18 protein-coding genes are annotated in these 17,791 nt (G+C 38.1%); 16 read left to right on the forward strand and 2 right to left on the reverse strand.

All coding sequences use genetic code 11. The annotated features are described in order from the left end of the window. Positions 1 to 41 precede the first annotated feature (41 nt). Both feoB and JOC73_RS01880 read left to right on the forward strand, forming a co-directional pair. Entirely contained in the window at positions 42 to 1,997 is a 1,956-nt protein-coding gene (gene feoB / locus JOC73_RS01875; protein WP_204400158.1) for a ferrous iron transporter B, read from the forward strand. Beyond that, on the forward strand, positions 1,997 to 2,140 hold the full coding sequence (locus JOC73_RS01880) for a FeoB-associated Cys-rich membrane protein (RefSeq protein ID WP_204400159.1): 144 nt from the start codon (positions 1,997 to 1,999) through the stop codon (positions 2,138 to 2,140). Before feoB ends, JOC73_RS01880 begins: the two co-directional genes overlap by 1 nt. Positions 2,141 to 2,559: 419 nt before the next feature. Here JOC73_RS01880 and JOC73_RS01885 read toward each other — a convergent pair whose 3' ends face one another. After that, positions 2,560 to 2,766: a DUF378 domain-containing protein gene (locus JOC73_RS01885; protein ID WP_204400160.1), complete on the reverse strand. Its 207-nt coding sequence runs from the start codon at positions 2,764 to 2,766 to the stop codon at positions 2,560 to 2,562. A 74-nt stretch (positions 2,767 to 2,840) separates the two neighbouring features. Continuing rightward, positions 2,841 to 3,284 (reverse strand): hypothetical protein, encoded by a 444-nt coding sequence (locus JOC73_RS01890; protein ID WP_204400161.1) that lies wholly within the window; start codon positions 3,282 to 3,284, stop codon positions 2,841 to 2,843. A 59-nt stretch (positions 3,285 to 3,343) separates the two neighbouring features. On the opposite strand from JOC73_RS01890, the gene JOC73_RS01895 reads away from it, so the two are divergent. From JOC73_RS01895 to scfA, 14 genes are all read left to right on the forward strand, one after another. Next, on the forward strand, positions 3,344 to 4,522 hold the full coding sequence (locus JOC73_RS01895; RefSeq protein WP_204400162.1) for a hypothetical protein: 1,179 nt from the start codon (positions 3,344 to 3,346) through the stop codon (positions 4,520 to 4,522). A gap of 114 nt (positions 4,523 to 4,636) precedes the next feature. After that, on the forward strand, positions 4,637 to 5,293 hold the full coding sequence (locus JOC73_RS01900) for a BofC C-terminal domain-containing protein (protein WP_204400163.1): 657 nt from the start codon (positions 4,637 to 4,639) through the stop codon (positions 5,291 to 5,293). 193 nt (positions 5,294 to 5,486) lie between these two features. Next, the gene (ruvC, locus tag JOC73_RS01905) at positions 5,487 to 5,981 is read left to right on the forward strand and encodes a crossover junction endodeoxyribonuclease RuvC (RefSeq protein ID WP_204400164.1); all 495 of its coding nucleotides are present in this window, start codon (positions 5,487 to 5,489) and stop codon (positions 5,979 to 5,981) included. Between the two features lie 18 nt (positions 5,982 to 5,999). Further along, positions 6,000 to 6,593 carry a Holliday junction branch migration protein RuvA gene (ruvA, locus tag JOC73_RS01910; RefSeq protein ID WP_204400165.1) on the forward strand — a complete coding sequence of 198 codons (594 nt, stop codon included), beginning with the start codon at positions 6,000 to 6,002 and terminating at the stop codon, positions 6,591 to 6,593. A 12-nt stretch (positions 6,594 to 6,605) separates the two neighbouring features. After that, a complete protein-coding gene (ruvB, locus tag JOC73_RS01915) occupies positions 6,606 to 7,616 on the forward strand; it encodes a Holliday junction branch migration DNA helicase RuvB (protein WP_204400166.1) in 1,011 nt (336 codons plus the stop codon). A 171-nt stretch (positions 7,617 to 7,787) separates the two neighbouring features. Continuing rightward, positions 7,788 to 9,428: a SpoIID/LytB domain-containing protein gene (locus tag JOC73_RS01920; RefSeq protein ID WP_204400167.1), complete on the forward strand. Its 1,641-nt coding sequence runs from the start codon at positions 7,788 to 7,790 to the stop codon at positions 9,426 to 9,428. After that, a complete protein-coding gene (queA, locus tag JOC73_RS01925) occupies positions 9,429 to 10,454 on the forward strand; it encodes a tRNA preQ1(34) S-adenosylmethionine ribosyltransferase-isomerase QueA (protein ID WP_204400168.1) in 1,026 nt (341 codons plus the stop codon). 14 nt (positions 10,455 to 10,468) lie between these two features. Further along, positions 10,469 to 11,587, forward strand: a complete 1,119-nt coding sequence (gene tgt, locus JOC73_RS01930) for a tRNA guanosine(34) transglycosylase Tgt (protein ID WP_204400169.1) — start codon at positions 10,469 to 10,471, stop codon at positions 11,585 to 11,587. A gap of 83 nt (positions 11,588 to 11,670) precedes the next feature. Next, the gene (yajC, locus tag JOC73_RS01935; RefSeq protein ID WP_204400170.1) at positions 11,671 to 11,940 is read left to right on the forward strand and encodes a preprotein translocase subunit YajC; all 270 of its coding nucleotides are present in this window, start codon (positions 11,671 to 11,673) and stop codon (positions 11,938 to 11,940) included. Positions 11,941 to 12,044: 104 nt separating this feature from the next. Continuing rightward, on the forward strand, positions 12,045 to 13,136 hold the full coding sequence (locus tag JOC73_RS01940; protein WP_204400171.1) for an AI-2E family transporter: 1,092 nt from the start codon (positions 12,045 to 12,047) through the stop codon (positions 13,134 to 13,136). 264 nt (positions 13,137 to 13,400) lie between these two features. Continuing rightward, positions 13,401 to 15,053 carry a hydroxylamine reductase gene (hcp, locus tag JOC73_RS01945; RefSeq protein WP_204400172.1) on the forward strand — a complete coding sequence of 551 codons (1,653 nt, stop codon included), beginning with the start codon at positions 13,401 to 13,403 and terminating at the stop codon, positions 15,051 to 15,053. Positions 15,054 to 15,409: 356 nt separating this feature from the next. Next, on the forward strand, positions 15,410 to 16,882 hold the full coding sequence (locus tag JOC73_RS01950) for a protein adenylyltransferase SelO (protein ID WP_204400173.1): 1,473 nt from the start codon (positions 15,410 to 15,412) through the stop codon (positions 16,880 to 16,882). 257 nt (positions 16,883 to 17,139) lie between these two features. Next, complete coding sequence (locus tag JOC73_RS01955) at positions 17,140 to 17,544, forward strand: TIGR04086 family membrane protein (protein WP_204400174.1); 405 nt, start codon at positions 17,140 to 17,142, stop codon at positions 17,542 to 17,544. A 68-nt stretch (positions 17,545 to 17,612) separates the two neighbouring features. Further along, on the forward strand, positions 17,613 to 17,753 hold the full coding sequence (gene scfA, locus JOC73_RS01960) for a six-cysteine ranthipeptide SCIFF (protein ID WP_012063474.1): 141 nt from the start codon (positions 17,613 to 17,615) through the stop codon (positions 17,751 to 17,753). The last annotated feature ends 38 nt before the right edge of the window (positions 17,754 to 17,791 follow it).

Here is a 17,791-nt window from a genome sequence, read left to right on the forward strand (position 1 = left end):
TAATGATAATTCATAATAATTTATATAAGGAGTGGTCTAAAATGAGAATAGCATTAGCAGGTAATCCCAACTCGGGAAAAACGACTTTGTATAATGCAATTACAGGAAAGAATGAAAACGTAGGTAACTGGTCTGGTGTTACGGTGGCAAAGAAGGAAGCTGATATTAAGAAAAAATATAATCCAAAGGGAATGGATGTAAGAATTGTTGACCTTCCAGGTACATATTCAATTTCCCCCTTTACTGGTGAAGAAAAAATAACGAGGGACTTTATTTTAGGAGAAAAGCCTGATGTAATCATTAATATCGTAGATGGAGCAAACATTAGCAGAAGTTTATTTTTTACGACTCAGCTTTTAGAGCTAGGGGTACCGGTTGTAATTGCCCTAAATAAGAGTGATATTGTGTCTAAAAGAGGCGATCAAGTGGATGTAGATGCTTTAAGTAAAGCGTTAAACTGTAGGATTATTACAACTACTGCTACTTCTGAAGATGGATTATTAAAATTAATGAATGAAGCTATTGAAGTAGGTACAGATAAGAAGCCTCAAATTCAGCCAGACTTCCAAGGTAAGGACTCTAAGGATTCCGACACTGCAAGACAAAAGTTTGTAGACGATATTATTAAGAAATGCCAAGTTAAGAATAGAGATGCAAGTAAGGTTACGCTTTCTGATAAATTGGATATGATAGTAGCCCATAAGTGGTTAGGATTACCGATATTCTTTGCTGTTATGTGGGCGGTATTCTCCTTCTCTATCGAAGGTTTAGGGGGATATTTATCGGGGTATTCTAATGATATTTTATTTGGTGAGATTGTCCCAAATGCAGCTAATAGTTTCTTAGAAGGTATGGGAGTTAGTCCTCTATTACAAGCATTAATCGTAGATGGAGCCATCGGAGGAGTTGGTGCTGTTATTGGATTCTTACCTTTAGTTATGGTGCTATTCTTCTGTTTATCCCTACTAGAAGACTCTGGATACATGGCTAGAGTGGCGGTTGTAATGGATCGTTTCTTCAAAAAAATCGGGTTATCTGGTAAGTCTATCATCCCGATGATTGTTGGTTCAGGCTGTGCGATTCCGGGGGTAATGGCTACAAGAACAATTGATGATATCAACGAGAGGAGAATGACGACAATTCTAACTCCTTTTGTACCTTGCGGTGCAAAGTTACCTATTATTGCACTTTTTGTAGCTGTGTTTTTCCCAGAAAATGTATGGGTTGGCCCTAGTATATACATGATTGCAATTGGAATGATTATTCTTGGCGGACTTTTATTACAAAGAATGTTTGATTGGGAGAACACATCTTCATTTATTATGGAGCTACCTGAGTACAAGATTCCAAGTATTAAATACGCATTTTCACAAATGATTGATAAGGCGAAGGCTTTTATTTACAAGGCTACAACAATTATTCTTGTTTGTAATACGTTTGTATGGTTTGCTCAAGCCTATAGCTGGGGTCTTAATCCTGTAGAAGACCAAAGCTTAAGTATTCTTGCTTCACTTGGTTCTCTAATAGCTCCTTTATTAATTCCACTTGGCTTTGTAGGTTGGCAGCTGGCAGCAGCTTCGATTACAGGATTTATTGCTAAAGAGAACGTAGTTGCTACATTTGCAGTGCTTTTAGCAGTAGCTTCAGAGGAAGCCTTGCATTTACCAGGTGGGGTTTTAGCAGAATTTTTCACACCAGTAACTGCTTTTGCTTATCTTGCCTTCAACCTATTTACGCCACCGTGCTTTGCTGCAATCGGGGCTATGAACTCAGAGTTAGGTTCTAAGAAATGGCTGTTTAGAGCTTTAGGATTCCAATTTGGAGTAGGATACACATTAGCTATGTTAATTACTCAAATTGGTTCATTAGTGGTATATGGAAAGCCAGCAGTTGGATTTGTTCCAGCTATTATTATCACTGCTCTAATCGCTGTATATTTAGTAGTAACTATTAAAAAATCTGGCTCAAAAGGAGCTAAAGTAGGAGTTGAGGCGTAATGACAGGCAATATTATAGTAGGTTTAGTATTTGCAGGTATTATAGCGTTTGCTTCTGTAAAGGTTTATAAGGATACTAAGAATAAAAAATGTAGTTGTGGTAGTAGTTGTTCTCCTTCAAAGAAAAGTAAGTGCGGAAAGTAGTAACAACAAAGCCTAATTTTTAAATCGCTTAATATTCATACCTCTTGGATATGTTTGTTCCAAGAGGTTTTTTAACATTTGCACTCAAGTGAAATATAAAATTTACCATGAATAAATATCCAACAAAAACTAAAAATAATACCAACAAGAGGTTAAGGGACGAAGACTCAGGACTAGATCTAGCTTAGTTGCTACAGGATACCGAAGGACTCCCTTGACTTCTTGTTATTTTTTGAACTGCTCAAATTTTTTAAAGAAAAAAGAGAAATCCTTCGAGAAAAATACGAATTATATATAATATTAGTTGTAGCAGTGGGGAGTCATTCGGGAACTATGAATTGAATATAGTAACCGCAGCAAAGGGACCTTTAGCTGCCTCAAAAAAATAGATATTACCCAAAAGGGTAATATCTATTCCTTTACTCCCCTTGTCTTTCAGGAGTTCTCTCTCTAAATAGTAAGCTGATACTATAGGCACCTGCGATACCAACTAGAGAATAGACAATTCTACTTAATAGGGCTGATTGACCTCCAAATAGTGATGCAACCAGGTCAAATTGGAATAAACCGATTAAACCCCAGTTTAAAGCACCAATAATGACTAAAAGAAGAGCTAATCTATCCATGTAATTCAACTCCTTTATATATTATAATTGAATCATTTATAGTATGTTTCTTTTTTTAGGAAAAATACATCCCATTAGTAGGAAGATTGTATGTTTCTGGAAAAGTAGATAAATATAAAGAAAACACATATAAAGACACCAATAATAATTCCCTCCATTGCCATATAATAAAAGGAAAGATAAAAAGTTGTACTAAAAATAGATAAGCTCCATGAGGTAAAAAAGAATCTAAGAATAAAGCCCGTTAATTTCCATTGATAAAAGGCATAGATTAAGGCCCTCACCAACATACCAGAAAGAAAACTCACCCCTAAAAGAAACAAAGTAAAGCTAAGTAGGTAATCTTGGGGAGAATAAATTACTTGTCGGAGGGTGAAGATGGCATGGGAACCTCCACCACGAGAAAAAACCGGTACAATCATAGGAATCATATTAAGTACTAAAATAGCGTTGATGAAAAACAATAATTCTGTTAATAATAACTGTATAAGGTTTTTTGTGATTTTATGTGGTTTCATAAAATGCTCCTTTCTTCAATTCACCCTCAAGAAAACGGAGATATTAAGGAGGAAAAACTGTGGTTAAAAATAATAAACTATCCGTATTACAAGGGGGCAAAGGCTCAAACAAAAGAAGTTATCGATTTGTGGAAGCCATTGCGACCCAGACCCGCTTAATGGGGGTGGTTGCCCTAAAACTCCATTGGGTTAATCAAGATGATCTCCATCTGGTACAATGGTTTTTGTTAGATGCAGAGGAATATGGGATATATGATGCCATTAGTGTAAAAACAACAAAGGAAGAAGAAACAGACAAATACACTGGTCAGTTTATGGGAAGCTTGGGGGGAGAGAAGGTAGAAATTAGCCGCAAGGAAGCCTACTTTCTGATTCAGACCTTTACCCACCAAAATAAAATCCATCGAAAGCCCCTGCCAAGACAAGAGGGTTATCGGTTTATATTAGCCACAAATGTACGTCTAAAGGCTGATGAAATAGAGGAGTTAAATAATAAAATCTTTGAAAAAATCCTCTGTTCATCCCAGTTGATCAATTTCTTTATCATGAGATCGGTAGCCCGTGACCACGGAGGAATGGTGCAATTGCTGAAAAATCCACAGATTAAAAAATTGTCTGAATATATGCCCCTTAAAAGAGCTGGAGTACTACTAAAAAATAAAGTCAGAAAAAGTGCAAACAAAGATATCTACATAGCCGATTCAGTAGTTGAGATGAAGGGAAACTACTACCTCCTTAAATGGAAGGTGGTTATTTCCGAGGCAATGAACACCTACAGGGTTGAGGATGCTAAAGTGATAAAGCGACAATTAATTCCCTCAGAAGAAGCTGCCCTTGAAATACAGAATCCCGAATACATCAAGTTATTCAAAGTTAAAGTAGATGAGGAAGAAATCCTGCAATATTTTGACACCATTGATCAGGATTTACTACGTTATAGGTTTCCTCAAGGAACAATGTATGTAGAATTTAGAAAAAACAATCGCCATGTCATGAGGGAACTATATCATATTGGTGGGGATATCAAGGCGATTTATTTTATTAATCATTTTCAGCAGCTGATTGTATGCTACTATCATGAGGATGATCTTCCGCGACTAGAGGATGCCCAACAGAATACACCCCTAAAGGAGTTAATAGATGAATTGGATACCTTTGAGAGGAGAGGCTCCATTATATATGAATATGCAGAGGCAGCAGAAGTAGACTTCTTTGACTATTTATATGATATAGATTAACAATGTTTTAAAGCATCTTACATCTAGCATTTAACAGTAATAATACAGCAGAGTATAAATTATTCTTAAAATGGTTAAAATAACCTCCTAAGATACAAAAAGGAGGTAAGAATCATGAGACGAAGAAGAAAAGCTCCATTTGTTATTTTTGCACTATGGCTATGTATAGGTATGGTAGGGTTTCTATTAGGTTATTACTTTGCTCCTGAAAAGGGAGAAAAACAACCATTACATATAGGTGAAGGACAGAATTCTGTAGGAGATAAAGCGGAAAAGGACAATCCTCCAACTGCTAATACAGTAGAAGAAGGAGAAGAGGAAGAAGAACCCGAAAATAGACCGGTGAGTAGCTATGAGGTAGTTGTCGGCGAGGATACAAAAGTGGTATTTAGAACAATGTATGATCGATGCAAGACCATCAATGATGATGTGATGGTTCCCTTAGAGAATATGGTGGGACTAAAGGAAGGAGAATTTAAGGATTATGCAGCGGACCAGTTTAAAGAATGGCAGGTTGTTAGGTTCTCTGGAGAAGAAGTTGTCTTATATCAAATGAAGGATCAGTATTGTCCGAATCATTTCTTAGTAATGGAGGATAATGGATATATCGCCATTTATCAATACAATGAAAATGGTGATAAGATATTAGTTGAGAAAACCCAAATTCCAACCTCCAGTCTTCCTAAAATGGATCAAGATAAATTGAAGTATGGCATTCCATTACCAACAAGAGAAAAGGTGGATCAATTGTTGGAGGACTACGTCGGCTAGGGTTTAAAAAATGATAAGGTTTTGTTAAAAATACCCAACACTAATTACCCGTTGCTATTTACAGGGAAATGGTTGGGTTTCTTTATGTTATTAATAGTGGGGTTTATGACTTAATTAATATTTGTCAGTCGCATTTTAAGGGAAGTTATGTTAAACTAAATTAAGTAAAAAACAAATTCACAGGGGGACATATATGATTATTTTAGGGATAGATCCTGGGTTTGCGATTATGGGGTATGGTATCATTCATTACGAAGGAAATCGGTTTAAACCGATTCATTATGGGGCAATTAAAACGCCTAGTCAAATGAGCACAGATTTGCGTTTGAAGGAGATTTATAAAGATCTCTGTGACATTATAGATACCTATAAGCCTGATGTTGTGGCGATAGAAGAGCTTTTTTTTAATAACAATGCAAAAACAGCAATCATGGTGGGACAGGCTAGAGGCGTAGCGATTGTGGCAGCCGCCAATAAAGGTTGTCTTATATATGAGTATACGCCCCTACAGGTGAAGCAAGGGGTAGTGGGATATGGTCGAGCTGATAAAACACAGGTGCAACAGATGATAAAGGCATTATTGAACCTTGAAAAAGTTCCAAAGCCTGATGACGTTGCCGATGCTTTGGCAGTAGCAGTATGTCATGCCCATTCAGGGAGATTTAATGAATTGTTTAAATTAAAGTAGTAGCTGGAGGGATGAACTTTGTTTGAATACATAAAAGGAAATGTAGCAGAAATCTTATTAGATAAAATTATTTTAGAAACAAATGGGATCGGTTATCGAATCAATAGCACCATGAATAGTGCAGGACAAGTAAAAAAAGGAGACTTTGCGCAAATCTTTACCTATATGGTGGTAAGGGAAGACGAAATCAGTCTTTATGGCTTTACAAGCAGACGGGAGTTGGAGTACTTTAAGCTTCTCATATCGGTATCTAAAATTGGTCCGAAGGTGGCGGCTGCCATCCTATCCACCTATTCACCTGAAAAATTGGGGGCATGTATCGTTAATAAGGATATTAACTCCATCTCCAAGGCACCGGGGGTTGGGAAGAAAACCGCTGAGCGAATTGTATTGGAACTAAAGGATAAGGTCAAGGAAACACCATTAGAGACGATGGGAATGGGTCTGATGGTGGCTGAAGTGGATTGCAAACCAGATCATGAGGTGCTGGAGGCCCTGATGGCTCTTGGCTATACGAAGGTTGAGGGGGAAAAGGCGATTAAGGCAGTCTATACCGAGACAGCCTCGGCAGAGGAATTGATTAAAAAGGCATTAAAATGGCTTGTGAGATAGGGGTGAAATTAAATGTTTAATGAAGCAGAGGATCGGCTACTGACAGGTCAACATAGGGAAGAGGACTATGATTTAGAGGGGGGGCTACGTCCCCAGACGCTAGAGGACTACATGGGTCAGGAAAATGTAAAGGAAAGATTAAGAATATTTATAGAAGCTGCAAGACAACGTCGAGAGGCCCTTGACCACGTCCTGCTTTATGGACCACCGGGGTTAGGGAAGACAACCCTATCCCATATCATTGCTAACGAGATGAATGTTAATATTAGAATTACTTCTGGACCTGCCATCGAAAGGGCAGGGGATTTGGCGGCGATTTTAACTAATCTACAGGAAAATGATGTACTATTTATAGATGAGATCCATAGACTGAACCGCTCTGTAGAGGAAATACTTTATCCTGCCATGGAGGACTATGCCCTTGATATTATCATTGGAAAGGGACCCAGTGCTAGATCCATCAGGCTAGATTTATGTAAGTTTACATTGATTGGAGCCACCACAAGGGCAGGCCTCTTAACCTCACCCTTAAGGGATCGTTTTGGGGTAATTTGCAAACTAGAACTATACGACAATGAGCAATTAACGGACATTGTCATTCGTTCGGCAGGAATTTTAAATGTAGAAATCGAGGAAGCAGGAGCTAGGGAGATTGCCACCCGTTCAAGGGGGACCCCAAGGATCGCCAATCGCCTTTTGAAGAGAGTAAGGGACTTTGCCCAAGTAAGGGGTGATGGAGTCATTACAAAGGAGATAGCTGATCAAGCATTAGAGCTATTGGAAATAGATTATCTAGGCTTAGATGGTGTAGATAAAAAAATGATTAAGATCATGATTCATCACTTCAAGGGAGGGCCAGTAGGATTAGATACCCTGGCTGCCTCCACAGGGGAAGAAAGAAATACGATAGAAGATGTCTATGAGCCATATCTCCTTCAGTTAGGATTCATCAATCGAACCCCAAGGGGACGAACTGTGACGGAAAAGGCATATAAACACTTTAATATTCCATTTGGGGAGTAGGTGTCTTAACTTGATATTTAGGAAATAACTGAAATTCCAAAGGAATTTTGAACTTTTTGTCGAATCTATATCTTATACAAACAACCCGTGGAAATTGCAGTGCAATATAATAGGATGCTAAACGACAACTGGAATTTCCTCTACTATCTACTTATAGGAGTGAATGCTGAGATGAAAAGGAATAATACCATTTTTATAATAGCCACTATAATTTGCTTTTTAGTGATGTCCTGGCAATTTACTTATGCCAATACCTCGAAGCTCCCATCCACATTGGATGTAGGTTTGTTTTTTAAAAACTCTGCAAAGGCAACCCTAAATTTAAAAAATCCTATGGGTTTTTTTGTAAGGCAACATGCCCAATCTGGACAAAAAGAATTAATGTATCTTGCCAACACCGAGCTGATCTTGAGGAAGGATACATATTATTTAGGTAGTGGAGCCAACTATGTTGAATATACAGGTCCTGTAAAGGAGAAGGTGGGGCAACAGACCCTACAAGGACCCTATCATCTACAGATTGGTAACACGTATCCAAATATCACTGAAGCTGAAAAAGTAATTGAAGCAACTAGTCTACAAGAAAAGCCCTATATAGCCTATGAAAATGGCTGGAGGGTATTTGTGGGTTTATATATTGACGAAGCCACTAGTCAAGCAAGGGCAGAGGCAATAAAAGCGAAAATAGGACAGGAAGTAACCATTGTTCCCCCCTCCACCAACCGAGTTCAGGTGCTGGATAATAAGGGGAATATCATGTTTATGTATGATGCAAGGGAAGCAATATATTTCAAAGCCTTAGAGGATAAGGGTTCGATCCCATTGATTAATGTAGAAGGAAAGCAATATCGTGGTGAAATAACCATTAAGAGATTTGACAACAGTGATATGACGGTAATTAATAGAATCACCCTTGACGAATATTTATATGGTGTCGTTTCAAGGGAGATGTCTCCCTCATGGCCGTTAGAGGCTCTAAAGGCTCAAGCGGTGGCGGCTAGAGGATTTGCCGTTACCTCCATGGGGAAATATGAAAGTATTGGATTTAATTTATGTAATACTGTAAATTCTCAAGTCTATGGAGGCTATGATGTTGAAGATGCTAGGACCAATCGAGCCGTTGACGAAACAAAATCTAGGATATTGACCTATAATGGGAATCCCATCACACCTTTTTATCACTCCAATAGTGGTGGACAAACAGAAAACAGCGAAAATATTTGGTCTACCCCACTACCTTATATCAGAGGGGTGAAGGATCATTATTCTTTGAACGCCCCCAACAGTAGTTGGACAGTGGTTAAATCGAAGGATGAAATAAAGGCTAATCTAGAAAAGAATGATATAAAAATTGGAGAACCAATAAAAATAACCGTGACAGAAAGATCTGTTAATGGTAGAATATTAACCCTAGTTGTACAAGGAACTAAAGGAACGGAAACCATGACAAAGGAAAAGAGTCGCCGTGTATTTGGACTAAAAAGCGCTTGGTTTGAAGTTGCGCTAGAGGGTGGAGGAACATCTTCTGTCAAATCTTCAACTGGAGAAGGTAGTGTCAATATCAAGGGAGCTAGTGTCATGACGGCAAGTGGATTGAAGAACTTTAATAATTCAACTAATATCAATTTGTATAATGGGAAAAACTATAAAGAGATTCAAACGGGTCCTGAGGTTTTTAGTTTTCAGGGAAAAGGATATGGGCACGGTTTGGGGATGAGTCAATATGGTGCGAAGAAGATGGCGGAAATGAACCTTACCTATGACCAAATTCTTACCCATTACTATACTGGAGTAAAGGTGGAATTACGTTAGATGAAAACAGCAGATTTTGATTTTAATTTACCAGAAGAACTAATTGCCCAAACACCCCTAGAAAAGCGGGATGAATCCCGTCTGATGGTGTTAAACAAAAAAACTGGCGAAATACAACACAGGCATTTCTATAATTTATTAGAATTTTTAAATGAAGGGGACTGCCTAGTCCTTAACAACACAAGAGTATTGCCTGCTAGGTTGTTTGGGGAAAAAGTGGACTCCGGTGGCAAGATGGAGTTCTTACTCTTAAAGCAGGTACGATTAAATACATGGGAAGTATTAGTAAAGCCAGGAAAAAGAGCAAAGATAGGCTCCCGCTTTACTTTTGGAGATGGCTCTTTAGAGGCTGAGGTAATTGATATTGGTGAAGAGGGTTCCCGTATCGTTGAGTTCAAATATGATGGCGTTTTTGAGGCTGTACTGGATAGACTAGGAAAAATGCCCCTTCCACCCTACATCACAGAGGAATTAGAGGAACAAGAGCGTTATCAAACAGTCTACTCTAAGCATACAGGCTCGGCGGCCGCTCCAACGGCTGGATTACACTTTACTGAGGAATTATTAGATAAGATAAAAAACAAAGGTGTTCATGTGGTATTTATAACCCTTCACGTGGGATTAGGAACCTTTAGGCCTGTAAAGGTGGAAAATATCGATGACCACAAAATGCATGCAGAATTTTTTATGATTGAAGATGAAGTGGCAGAGACTATAAACTCTGTAAAGGAACGGGGAGGAAAGGTTATTGCAGTGGGAACCACCTGCTGTAGAACCCTTGAGTCGGCAGTAACGGAGGAAGGTCGTATCAAATCAAGTAGTGGTTGGACGGATATTTTTATTTACCCTGGTTATCAATATAAAGTGATAGATGGTCTAGTTACTAATTTTCACCTACCTCAATCCACATTAATCATGCTGGTGTCAGCTTTGGCAGGACAGGAAAATGTAATGAGTGCCTATGAAGTAGCAGTTGAAGAAAAATATCGGTTTTTCAGCTTTGGAGATGCAATGCTGATCAAGTAGAAAGGTGATAGAATATGGCAATTAGATACGAATTGATAAAAGAATGTAAGCAAAGTGGTGCACGATTAGGGAAAATACATACTCCCCACGGAGTAATTGAAACTCCTATATTCATGCCAGTGGGAACTCAGGCAACTGTAAAAGCCATGACTCCAGAAGAATTAAAGGACATAGAAGCACAAATCATCTTGAGTAATACATATCATTTATATCTACGACCAGGTCATGAGTTAATCAAAAAAGCTGGGGGATTACATAAGTTCATGAATTGGGATAAACCAATTTTGACAGATAGTGGTGGATTCCAAGTATTCAGCTTAGGAGATTTAAGAAAAATAACAGAAGAGGGAGTAGAGTTTAGATCCCATTTAGATGGGTCTAAGCATTTTATTAGCCCCGAAAAGGCTGTAGAGATCCAAACGGCCCTCGGCTCTGATATCATGATGGCATTTGATGAATGCCCTCCTTACCCTGCTGATTATGACTATGTGAAGAAATCCCTTGAAAGAACGACGAGATGGGCAAAGCGATGTAAGGAAGCCCATACAAATACTGAAAAGCAAGGATTGTTTGGTATCATCCAAGGGGGAATGTTCGAAGACCTTCGTCGCCAAAGTGCAGAAGAGCTATTGGAACTTGATTTCCCTGGTTATGCAGTAGGGGGGTTAAGTGTCGGTGAGCCTAAGCCTATCATGTATGAAGTACTAGAATATACAGCGCCATTAATGCCAAAGGATAAACCAAGGTACTTAATGGGGGTTGGAAGTCCAGATGCCCTCATCGAAGGGGTTATAAGAGGAATTGATATGTTTGACTGTGTTCTTCCAACTAGAATTGGTAGAAATGGTACAGCAATGACTAGTCAAGGTAAGGTAGTTATTAAAAACGCCAGCAATACAGAATCATTTGAGCCTCTAGATCCAGAATGTGGGTGCTATACATGTAAAACCTATACAAAGGCTTATTTAAGACATCTATTTAAGGCCAATGAAATCCTTGGGTTAAGATTAATGACTTTACATAACCTTCACTTCTTAATTAAGATGATGGAGGAAGTAAGACAGGCTATCCGAGAAGATCGACTTCTAGATTATAGAAAATCCTTCTTTGAGAAATATGGCTACGACCTTTAAGAAAAAATTAATTATTTTAAAAAAGGATATTTGTAGTACATGTTGAATAATTAGTTAAGGACAAATTTAAAGGAGGATACTTTATGGAACAATTAACAGGATTAATAATCCCTTTAGGGCTTTTGGCTATCCTATATTTTATGATTATTAGACCTCAACAGAAAAAGGAAAAGAAAGTCACTGCGATGAGAAGTGCCCTTAAGGTTGGGGATGAAATCATTACTATTGGTGGAGTCTATGGGAAGATTATAAAAATTAAAGAGGACGTTCTTACGATAGAAGTAGGATCAGACAAGACTAAGCTTGTAATGGCACGTTGGGCAGTAGGCAGTGTCGTAACTAAAGAGATTTAAGAGTAAATAAAAAATACCCCAGTTTCCTATTGTTTTCAATGCAATTTATGGAGGCAGGGGTATTGTTTATGCACTTATCTAATGTAAAGTGGAGGTAAGAGTAAATGTGGTATAAGGATAAGTTTTTCAAGTACTCAACTGCAATAGTACTTTTATTATTGATTGTATTTTTATTGGGACAGGTAGACTTTATTCTTGCCCCCATCATGGGTGGCTTGATGGTAATTGCATTTCCCTTAATTGTAACTTTACTGTTCTATTATTTGCTTCGACCTCTGGTAAGAATATTGATGAAACATAAGCTGCCTAAGGTCCCCTCTATATTGGTAAGTTTTCTTGTTCCTGTTGGCGGCTTGACCCTATTGGGGATATTGGTGGGAAGTACGATTGTAAGCGAGTTTAATCAATTGATCAGTAGGGAATTTCCTAGGGTGGTCAATATGGTTGAAAAGAGAGTAACTGATATGATGGTTTCTGGGGACTTAGATTTTCTTGCAACTGAGAATATGATAGAGAAGGTGACAAGCTTTATTGAGAAAACGGCTCCTGCCTTAGGGGTAGGTATATTTTCGAGTATTTCCAGTGTTACCAGTGTTGTAACTGCTTTGCTTCTGGTGCCCTTTATATTGTTCTACTTCTTAAAAGACGATAGTATGGCTTCAAATAGGTTTATTAAACTGTTTCCTTTAGAGTATCAAGACGAGACGGAAAAAATACTATCAGATATAGATAAAACCCTATCTTCATTTATTACAGGTCAAGCAATGGTTAGTGTCGTAATAGGGGTACTAATGTATATCGGCTATTTAATCATCGGACTAAAGTATGCATTGGTTTTAGCTCTTTTTGCATTATTGACAGCAATGATTCCATTTTTTGGACCAATTCTGGGTGTAATACCTGCTCTGTTCATAGGTTTTTCTTATAATATCTCAATGATTCTAAAAATACTAATCGTTATGGTAATTGTACAGCAACTAGAAGGAAATCTAATTACTCCTCAAATCATGGGGAAAAGAATCCATACCCATCCTGTTACCATTATCTTAGTAATTTTACTGGCTGCTTCATTATTTGGATTTGTAGGTATTCTACTTGCTATTCCAACCTATGCAGTGTTGAAGGTTTTTGTACAAAATGCGCTAGAGATTTATCGAATGATCAGGAGGGAAAATTCCGATAAAAAATTTAATTAGTAGGCGAAAATAAACGGTTCAAATAAGGTCTAATTCCTATGTATTGTGGGGGTTAGACTTTTTTTTATAATTTCTTAGCGCTATGTGATTAGAATTGAAGTATTGTGGTGCATAATAAGATATGTGGAAATAATCTGCACTCCAACAACATATTAGATAAGTAGTATCATTATTAGGTGGATAGGTAGGACGGGCTGAAGGAATACCTTTGATAATGATAAGCGTGTTGTTTTATTTATTAATTTCATAGGAGGTTAAATTTATATGGACAATGCAATGTTTTGTTACCAATGTGAACAGACAATGGGCGGAAAAGGATGTACTAAAAGTGGTGTGTGCGGAAAAACACCAGAAATAGCAAATTTACAGGATTTATTAATTTATCAATTGAAAGGAATCGCTTGCTATGCAAGACCCCTTATTGAAAAGGGCCAATCAATAGATAAAGATATAGTAGAATTCGTAGAGAATTCACTGTTTACCACCTTAACAAATGTAAATTTTGATGCTGAATCTCATGTAAATTTATTAAAAGAATCTCAAAAGATAAAGCAGAATTTAAGGGACCGAGCACCAGAGGGGAAATATCCAGATTGTGCAACCTATAACTTGAGGGAAAGTAAAGAATTAATGCTGAAGGATGCAGTCCAGGCAGGGATCATGTTTGATCAGGAGCTAGACGCTGATATTCGCTCTTTAAGATCTACAATATTATTTGGTTTGAAGGGTATAAGTGCCTATGGGCATCAGGCTAGATTCCTTAATTATAACAGTGAACAGGTAGATCATTTTTACTTCCTAGGATTGGAGGCCACAACAAACGATGATTTAACGCTAGAGGAATTAATACTTATGACAATGAAAACTGGAGAGATGAGTGTAGAGGTGATGAAAATCTTAGATGATGCTAATACAACTACATATAAGAATCCGTCTCCCCACAAGGTGAACGTGAATATTAAAAAGGGACCGTTTATTATCATATCGGGACATGACCTAAGGGATTTAGAAATGTTACTTCAACAGACGGAGGGTAAAGGAATAAATATTTATACCCATGGGGAAATGCTACCTGCCCATGGCTATCCATCTCTGAAAAAATATAAGCACTTGATAGGTAACTTTGGATCAGCTTGGCAAAATCAGCAGAAGGAGTTCGATGATATACCGGGATGTATTCTGATGACCACCAACTGTCTGATGAGACCTAGAGAAAGCTATAAGGATAGGATCTTTAGCACAAATGTTGTTGGTTGGGATGGGGTTCAACATGTGACATTAAAAGAAGATGGCACCAAGGATTTCACTGAAATAATCAACAAGGCTTTAGAACTTGGTGGATTCAAAGAGGATGAAGAAGAAAAGGAAATCTTAGTTGGATTTGGACATCATGCAACCTTATCCCATGCTGGAGCGATTGTAGATGCAGTGAAGGAAGGTAAGCTAAGACATTTCTTCTTAATTGGTGGATGTGATGGAGCAAAGCCAGGAAGAAACTACTATACAGAATTTGCAGAAAAAGTGCCACAGGATTGTGCAATACTTACACTAGCATGTGGAAAATATAGGTTTAACAAAATGGATTTTGGCACGGTAGCAGGATTGCCGCGGTTATTAGATGTGGGGCAATGTAATGATGCATATTCAGCTGTAAGAATCGCTACAGCACTTGCAGATGCTTTTGAAACCGATGTAAATTCACTACCTCTTACGATTGTGCTGTCATGGTATGAGCAAAAAGCAGTTGCAGATTTATTGGCGCTGTTATCACTTGGAATTAAAGGAATGTACTTAGGCCCTAGTCTTCCTGCCTTCATATCACCAAATGTACTACAATATCTAGTAGATACTTTTGAAATCAAACCAATCAGTACAGCAGATGATGATTTAAAAAATTCATTAAAACAAGCAAATTAAATTTGATAAATAATCAAACATACAAACCTCCTTGCTCTTCCAAGGAGGTTTGTTGCTCTATTAACAGATATATGTTAAAGCTAGCTTTCTTAATTCTGTACAGGGTATAAATATTCTACTAGGGCAGAGACTAAAAGGGTATTGATAGAAATAGTTTATCAGAAAAAGAATTGTAAGTAGTTGACCTTATAATATAATTCAAGCATATATAAGGGGAACACAATGTCAAAGAGATAGATGGTAAAGATGTAAAGGCAAAATCTTGTGTATGTATGAAGTAGAGGGTATATATATAAATATAGAAATAAACAGTAAAGATAGTAAAAATAGCAAAGACAAAGAGAGAGGTGAAGTTTATGTCAGAGAAGAAAACAATAGATGTAAGATGGAACTTAGAAAATAGTTATGCTGATTTGCCAGACATATTTTTCTCAAGAGTTAACCCATCCCCAGTACCCTCACCAAAACTAGCGTTTTTTAATGAATCACTGGCAGAATATTTGGGATTAAATAGTCAAGGACTTCAAAGTGAACAGGGAGTATCAGTAATGGCTGGTAACAGAATACCTGAAGGCTCAAAGCCTATTGCTCAAGCCTATGCAGGTCATCAGTTTGGCTATTTTAATAAATTAGGGGATGGACGTGCGATTTTACTGGGGGAACAAATGACTCCCCATGGAGAACGATACGATATTCAGCTAAAGGGTTCTGGTGAAACACCCTACTCCCGTCGGGGGGATGGTAGGGCAGTATTGGGACCAATGCTTCGGGAATATATCATCAGCGAAGCCATGCTGGGGCTTGGAATTCCTACCACCCGTAGCCTTGCAGTGGTAACCACTGGAGAGTCTATAGCTCGACAAACTGTAGAGCCTGGGGCAATATTGACCCGTGTGGCCGCCAGTCACATTAGGGTAGGAACTTTTCAATACGCTGCAAGCTATGGAAATGTTGATGAACTTCAAGTATTGGCGGACTACACCATAGCAAGACACTATCCTGAGATCAAGGATAAAGAGAAGCCCTATCTTTCTTTCCTCAATGAAGTAATTAAGCGACAAGCAAAATTAGTAGCAAAATGGCAACTGGTGGGCTTTATCCATGGAGTCATGAACACCGATAATATGACCATCAGTGGAGAATCTATTGATTATGGTCCATGTGCCTTTATGGATACCTATGACCCTGCAACGGTTTTTAGCTCTATTGATACCCATGGTAGATACGCCTACGGAAATCAGCCCCCCATCGCCGCTTGGAATCTATCGAGATTTTCAGAAACCCTATTACCGCTACTTCATGAAAATGAGGAAGAAGCTATCAAGCTGGCTCAAGAGGCAATTCATCATTTTTCAGAGTTGTATAATCAGTATTGGTTGGAGGGAATGAGGGCGAAATTAGGGTTGTTTGACTCGGTAGAAAAGGATAAAGTATTAATTGAAGAGCTATTTAGCCTCATGAAGAAATACCGTGCCGACTATACCAATACCTTCATAGGGTTAACTTTTGATAAGTTGGAGGGTACTGATCTTTTCAGTAGTACAGAGTTTTCGAAGTGGCATCAAAAGTGGCAGGAGCGGCGTGATCAACAGCAGGAATCAAAAGAAGCATCCCATAAGCTGATGAAGGACAACAACCCTGCTGTCATCCCTCGGAATCATCGGGTGGAGGAGGCACTGGAAGCTGCATCAAAAAAAGGTGACTACAGCGTGATGGAGAGGCTTCTTAAAGTACTGGCAGATCCCTACGCCCATACTCCAGAGCAGGAGGAGTATGCATCATTACCAGCTCCTTCATGTGGGCCTTACCGGACCTATTGTGGGACTTGATGGACATGAAGAAGGTATTAACATTATCATAAGATTCCATGGTACCCTATATAGTGAAATCCTTCATATTGATTTATGAGGGATTTTCTCTAGTTTTGAACCATTATACAAACGATCCTAATAACGGGCATTATCACAATGGAAATGAAGTCAACGACGACATAGTGAAATATATGAGAGATCAGGATTAGTTAGCATATTCCTCAGATTCCTGCATATGTATGGAATAAGAAAAGATTGCAATGGGAGGGCTAACAATGAAGAAGGTTGCTAAAAAAAATACAATAAAGAATCCTGGCCCACTAAATATGTGGACGTATGGAAGGGGATTAGTAAGGGGTTATGTTCTAGCTTTAATGTTATTTTTACTCTGCGGTATCTTGATTACTTTTACTAGCTTAGGAGAAAGTGTCATACCAATGGTCACTTCCATCATTACCATTCTAGGGGTAGCCTATACAGCTATTTATGTAGTGGCAAACATCGGTAGCAAGGGTTGGCTTCACGGAGCTGTAGTAGGTATGGTATTTATGGTTTTATTGGTAATCCTTAGTAAAATGTTCATTACTGATTATATGCTAGACAAATATGTAATGTATAAGCTATTGATCAGTGGAGTGACTGGTTGTATCGGGGGTATGATTGGAATTAATATAAAATAATGACTTTTTTTATAGGAAATATTATGATATAATTTTAGAGAAATTATATCTGAAAGGGGATTCATCAAATGAAGCACATCAAAACTCTAAGTGGAGCAACATTGGCTAATAGTGCGGCAAAGGGTGGTTGTGGAGAATGTCAAACTTCTTGTCAATCTGCCTGTAAGACTTCTTGTACTGTAGCAAATCAAGAGTGTGAAAACAAATAAACCTTAAAAAGATACATAGAGAAGGGCAGCAGTGTCTT

The organism is Alkaliphilus hydrothermalis, from assembly GCF_016908555.1.
In the GTDB taxonomy this organism is placed as follows: Bacteria; Bacillota; Clostridia; order Peptostreptococcales; family Natronincolaceae; genus Alkaliphilus; species Alkaliphilus hydrothermalis.